Source organism: uncultured Oscillibacter sp. (genome assembly GCF_950073225.1).
GTDB lineage: Bacteria > Bacillota > Clostridia > Oscillospirales > Oscillospiraceae > Oscillibacter.
In genome coordinates, this window is the sequence record NZ_CATMPS010000062.1 from 1 (window position 1) to 5,910 (window position 5,910).

Below are 5,910 nucleotides of genomic sequence, written 5' to 3' on the forward strand. Positions count from 1 at the left end.
TATGCTGAGGGCGGCTACGTTGACACAGACAATGGGCACCTCTCCAGTAAGGGCCTCTACACCACGGATGACCACGGCGAGGTCCATATCTCCGGCATCGTCGGGACAGTTGTAATCAAGGAAACCCGGCCCCTGCCCGGATATACCATCGAACCGGGCAGAGAGAGCCAGACTATTACGGTCAATCCCCAGGAAACACAGACGGCAACCTTTTACAACATCCCCGCCAACACGCTGACGATTCAAAAATTCATCGACGGCAGCGACAACGAGCCGCTGGCTGGCGTGGAATTTCTGGTAACAGACAGTTCCGGGGCTGTCGTGGGACCCAACAACGGCTATTACACCACCGACAAGGATGGGCGCATTTCCATCCCCGGCCTGACCCCTGGCACGACCATCACCGTCAAAGAAACCAAGACCCTGGATGGCTACATCCTTGACGGTCAGCCCCAGAGCATCCTCATCAAGGAGGGCGAGGTCCAGAGCCTGACCTTCTGGAACAAGAAAGCCGGAGGGCTGATCATCAACAAGATCGACGCCGCGACCAAGAAGCCGCTGGCGGGTGTGAAATTCAAAATCACCTACGCCGACGGCTCCAACGTGGACCTGGATGGCGGAAAGATTTCCTCCAACGGCCTCTACACGACGGATTCCCTGGGCCAGATCAAAATCCCCGGTATTGTGGGCACGATAATCGTGGAGGAAATCGAAACGCTCCCCGGCTATGTGATCGATCCGAACACCAAGCGCCAGACCGTCCAGGTGAACGCCAATGACACCCAGACCATCACCTTTGAAAATGTCCCCGCAGGCGGCCTGGAGCTGATCAAGGTCAACGAGGCCGACAAAACCCAGCGCATTCCCAACGTCAAGTTTGAAATCCGCAGAATGGACGGCGCTCTGGTGGAAACCGTCGTTACGGATTCCACGGGCCGGGTCCACGTGGACCTGGACGCAGGAGACTACTATGCGGTGGAAATCGAGGCCGCGAAGGGCTTCAAGGTTGACGAAACCCCGCAGTATTTCACCATTAAAGACGGCGAAACCACCACGCTGACCGTGACCAACAAAGCCTTCTCGGGCATCCTGATTCATAAGGTGGATTCCATCACCAAGAAGGGCATCTACGGCGTCAGCTTCCTGCTCTATGACAGTACCAACACCCCTGTAGGTCAATATACCTCGGACAACCAGGGATATGTGTACATCGAGGACATCACCACGGCAGGTCGCTACTACCTGCGGGAACTGGAGAACGAGGGCTACATCACGGACACCCAGATGAAAACCGTCTATGTAAAGCCCGGCGAGACCACCCTTGTCGAGTGGGAGAACACCCCCATTTCCGGTCAGATTCAGATCACAAAGAAATCCGCCGACTACAATTCCACCAATGGCCTCCCCGCCGGAACGCTGCTGGAGGGCGCGGTCTTTGAAATCTACGACAAGGCCAGCAACCTCGTGGACACCATCCGCAGCGATGGCCGGGGCCTCGCCGTTTCCCGTCAGCTCCCTCTGGGCCGCTATACCATCCGGGAGGTCAAAGCGCCCGCCAATTACGGCGTAAACGAAACGCCCCTGACGGCATACCTGGAGCACGAAGGCCAGATCGTCCGTCTGGCCATGACCAACAAGGCTCTGTACACCAATGTCTCCATCAACAAACGGGGCTACTCCCAGGTCATGCCGGGACAGGCTATCCGCTATGACTTCTCCGGCATCGCCAACAATTCCACCACCGCCCTCTCCTTCTTCTACTGGAGGGACACCCTGCCCGCCGCCCTGCGGCTGGATAAGATCGTTACCGGAACCTACAATGTCCAGGGCAATTACAAAATCGTCTACAAGACCAACCTCAGCGGAGAGACCTACCGGGTCATTGACGACAATGTAAGCACCATGAAGAACTCCGTTGTTCCGGCGTCCCCCGCGGCCCTGGGCCTGGCCTCCGGCGAGTATGTCACGGAAGTCATGTTTGTCTTCGGCGTCGTGCCCTCCAACTTCCGGCAGGTGGAAGCCCCTCAGATCCACTGCAATGTGGTCTCCTGGCTCAACGGCGGCGCCCAGTTTGTCAATCAGGCGGATGTGGGCGGCGTCCACAACGAACAGTGGATCATGGCCACTGACCGCTGGGTCACCACGGTCTACAAGCCCGCAAAACCCTCTAAGCCCCTGCCCCGCACCGGATACTAAGCCGGAAATACCTTAACCACCCCATGATCAAGGGGCCGCTCATAAGCTGAGCGGCCTCTCATTTTTTAAGGAGGATCATTTGATGAACCGGAAAAAGCGCCTTGCTATGCTCTTCATGACACTTCTGACTCTCTCTGCCCTTACCACTACCGCCCTCGCCGCCGGAGGCGACGTCTCCGGGGCCATCCAGCAGACCTGGACCGCGGCTTCCGGGCAGGTCAAGACCGTCGTCGACACCGTGGTCTTCCCCGCTCTGGACATGATCCTGGCTATTGCCTTCTTCGTCAAAGTGGGCACCGCCTACTTCGATTACCGCCAGCGGGGCCAGTTCGAGTGGGCTCCGCCCGCCATCCTCCTGGTCTGCCTCATCTTCTGCCTTACCGCCCCCTCCTATATCTGGGGCATTATCGGGCTGTGACGCTGAGCATTTTGCCTGTAATAGGAGATAGATGAAATGCCAGTATTAACAGAAGATCAAATCCAATCGAACCCCATCCTCAAGCTGGCGGCGGAGCTCCGGCGGCGCACTTATGGGATGTACGACGTAGGAGTTGGCCCGTGGGGATTCGGCGTCAACACGCTTCCTCTGTCGAAGGTGGGGACCGTTATCTGTATGGACCCTCCCCCCACTGAAGACGGGACTGTGCCTCCGGAGGTCAAGGAATTTACTGTAACCGTTCGGCCCATATGTACAGATCGGAACAGCGCACGGTATGGTGAAAAAATCAGCGGCGAGGAGCTCCAGCGCCTCTGTACGGATCAGGACATTATGACCCGTCTGGTGGCAAACGCGTTACAGGAGATGTCTGCCGTCTCCATCAAAGCCTCAAGGCTGGAGGATAACGACGCCTATGAAGCAATCCGCATTGCGGAACAGGAGCAGGACGAAAGGCTTACCGCGGAAGAAGCACAGCGGCTGGAAGAATTCAGGTGGTATGAGACGAAAACACCGGAGGAAATAGTGGATTTCCAGGTGTGTGAGAGAAGGCTCTGTATGCCCATGGAGCGGTTCCGAGAGGCGGCTGAGGCCGTCTTTCTCCACCCAATCACAGCTGAAGCGCTGGATGACTGCCGGATGGAACTGCTGGAGGAACGCAGAGGAATGATAGCCGCCGCCCAACAGCCGTCCCAGGCAGCCGGTCCGGTCATGATGTGACGGGATAAGCGACAAGCAGCCATACCATTTAATATCTAAATGAGCAGGCGCGTCGCGGTATAGCGGTACCCCTGCTTATTTTTCCCAAAAACAGAAGAGAGGTGAACGTCATTTTTATTTGGGACTTTGTAGCGTCCACAGTTATGGACAACCTCATCGACTGGTTCTACGGCCAGGTGGTGGGCTTCCTCGGCAACTTCTTCGCCGAGATGGGAAACATGGGCGTGGAACTCTTTGACCTGGAATGGGTCCAGGCCATCATCCTGTTTTTCTCCCAGCTGGCCTGGGCCCTGTTCGCCGTCAGCCTGGTGGTCTCGGCCTTCGAGTTCGGCATCGAATACTCCTCCGGCCGGGGGAACCTTCAGCAGACCGCCATCAACGCCCTCAAGGGCTTCATGGCCGTCAGCCTGTTCACGACCGTGCCGGTGCGGCTCTACGCCCTGTCGGTCTCCTTGCAGGGGACCTTCGCCACGGGACTCACCGGGTATGGCAACAACATCGGCACCGTGGGAGAGGCGATTATCAACGACCTCCAGAGCGTGGACAGTCTTGTGGATATGTCCAACCAAACCCTGCATTTCGGCCTGAGCGTGCTCACCAGCCCTTTCATGCTGCTGTTCTGTATCATCCTCATGGCCTACGCCGTGATTAAGGTGTTTTTCAGCAACCTGAAACGGGGCGGTATCCTGCTCATACAAATCGCCGTGGGGAGTCTCTATATGTTCAGCGTTCCCCGAGGCTACATCGACGGCTTCGTCCAGTGGATCAAGCAGGTAATTGGCCTGTGTCTGACGGCCTTTCTGCAGTCCACCATCCTCGTGGCGGGGCTCATGGTCTTCAAGGACCACGCCCTGCTGGGCCTGGGGCTGATGCTCTCCGCGGGAGAGGTGCCCCGCATCGCCGGGACCTTCGGTCTGGACACCACAACCCACGCCAATATCATGAGCGCGGTCTATACGGCGCAGTCGGCCATCAACATTACACGAAACGTCACCCACGCGGTGGCGCCGAAGTAAGGAGCGTGGCTATGCTGACCATGGGAAGCCTCTTTGATGGCATCGGCGGCTTTCCCCTCGCGGCGGTCCGGGCGGGGATCGAACCCCTCTGGGCCAGCGAGATCGAAGCCTTTCCCATCGAAGTAACAAAGCATCACTTCCCCAACATGGTCCATGTAGGGGACATCACAAAGCTGGACGGGGCAAAGCTCCCTCCGGTGGATATCATCTGCGGCGGCAGTCCATGCCAGGACTGTCTGTGGCCGGGGCGCGGGCCGGTTTGACCGGCTCCCGCTCCGGCCTTTTTATGGAACAGATCCGGATCATCAAGGAGATGAGAGATGAAGACAAACGTCATGGATGGACAGGTGTCCATGTTCGGCCCCGATTCGCCGTCTGGGAAAACGTGCCGGGCAGCCTCTCCAGCGGGCGGGACCCGGAAACGGGACGGAAAACGCCGGGCTCGGACTTCCGGCAGGTCCTTGAAGCGTTCCTCCAGATTGAGGAACCAGAGCTTCATGTTATTGGACCTCCGCACGGGCGCTGGAAATATTCTGGGGCCATATTGGGAAATCGATCCACAGTGGCTTGGGTGCGGTGGGACGCTCAACACTTCGGAGTGCCCCAGAGACGCCGTCGAATCTTCCTTATCTGCGATTTTGCAGGAGGACGTCCCATCCAAATATTATTTGACCCCAAAAGCCTGCCTGGGTATTCTGCGGCGGGCGGTGGAGCGGGGGAAGGACCTGCCGCCGCAATTGGAATTGGCGCTGGAGGCCCAGGCGGGCTTGATCTCCCTGGAGGAGCTCTCCACAAGCGCGCTGACCGGCAACGGGGGCCAGCATAAGTTTTTTGAGGAAGATTGTCTCACACCCTGGGATACCCAGCAGGCGAGAATCTTCACGCCGGAGAGCAAATCCCCAACGCTGGCAAGCGCCGACGGAGGCGGAGGCCGGAATCCCGGAGGACTGCTGTTCGCGGCGGGCGTGGTCAGCAAAGGCGGCGGAGACAGTTTTCTGATGCCGGAGCGGCACGCCTCCCTCAGCGGCGGAGGCGGCATGCCCGGCCAGGGATACCCCTGCGTGCTGACCGCCGCGTTCAATGCCGGGGCGGGCTCCGACGCTGGGACCACCGGCTATCAGGAGGAGGTCGCTCCCACACTGAAGGGGACCGCCAGCGGAAACATGATGCCCTCCGTCCTCTGCCTTAACGACCAGGGCGGCAACGTCATGGAATGCTCAGAAGATGTGGCGGGAACGCTTCGGGCCCAGGAGCACGGCCATCAGCCGCTGGTGCTTGGAGTTTATGAAAACCACGGCATTGACGCAAGGTACACAGGGCCCCACAAGGTATCTCCCACTTTGCCAGCCCGTGCGGGCACCGGCTTTTCTGAACCTAATGAGTACGATTACTGAATTAACATGATTGAGGATTCCCAATTACAAACAAAAGTATGTTTATCGACTATAACTTGCGCCCCATACAATCGTATAGGGCGCAAGTTATCAGTCCAGTTCAAGAACATTATGTATAACCGCTCTGATCTCAACCAATCGTTTTTCA

4 protein-coding genes and 1 pseudogene are annotated in these 5,910 nt (G+C 58.0%); all 5 read left to right on the forward strand.

The annotated features are described in order from the left end of the window. On the forward strand, nt 1-2,196 hold a 2,196-nt coding region (locus Q1M04_RS15810; protein WP_300448855.1), incomplete at its 5' end, for a SpaA isopeptide-forming pilin-related protein. 82 nt (nt 2,197-2,278) lie between these two features. Continuing rightward, nucleotides 2,279-2,614 carry a DUF3852 domain-containing protein gene (locus Q1M04_RS15815; RefSeq protein ID WP_300448857.1) on the forward strand — a complete coding sequence of 112 codons (336 nt, stop codon included), beginning with the start codon at nt 2,279-2,281 and terminating at the stop codon, nt 2,612-2,614. 36 nt (nt 2,615-2,650) lie between these two features. Then, a complete protein-coding gene (locus Q1M04_RS15820) occupies nt 2,651-3,352 on the forward strand; it encodes a hypothetical protein (protein WP_300448860.1) in 702 nt (233 codons plus the stop codon). Between the two features lie 110 nt (nt 3,353-3,462). Then, nucleotides 3,463-4,368: a conjugal transfer protein TrbL family protein gene (locus Q1M04_RS15825; protein WP_300448863.1), complete on the forward strand. Its 906-nt coding sequence runs from the start codon at nt 3,463-3,465 to the stop codon at nt 4,366-4,368. A gap of 11 nt (nt 4,369-4,379) precedes the next feature. After that, a pseudogene (locus Q1M04_RS15830) lies at nt 4,380-5,732 on the forward strand (DNA cytosine methyltransferase); the annotation flags it as partial. Nucleotides 5,733-5,910 lie beyond the last annotated feature (178 nt).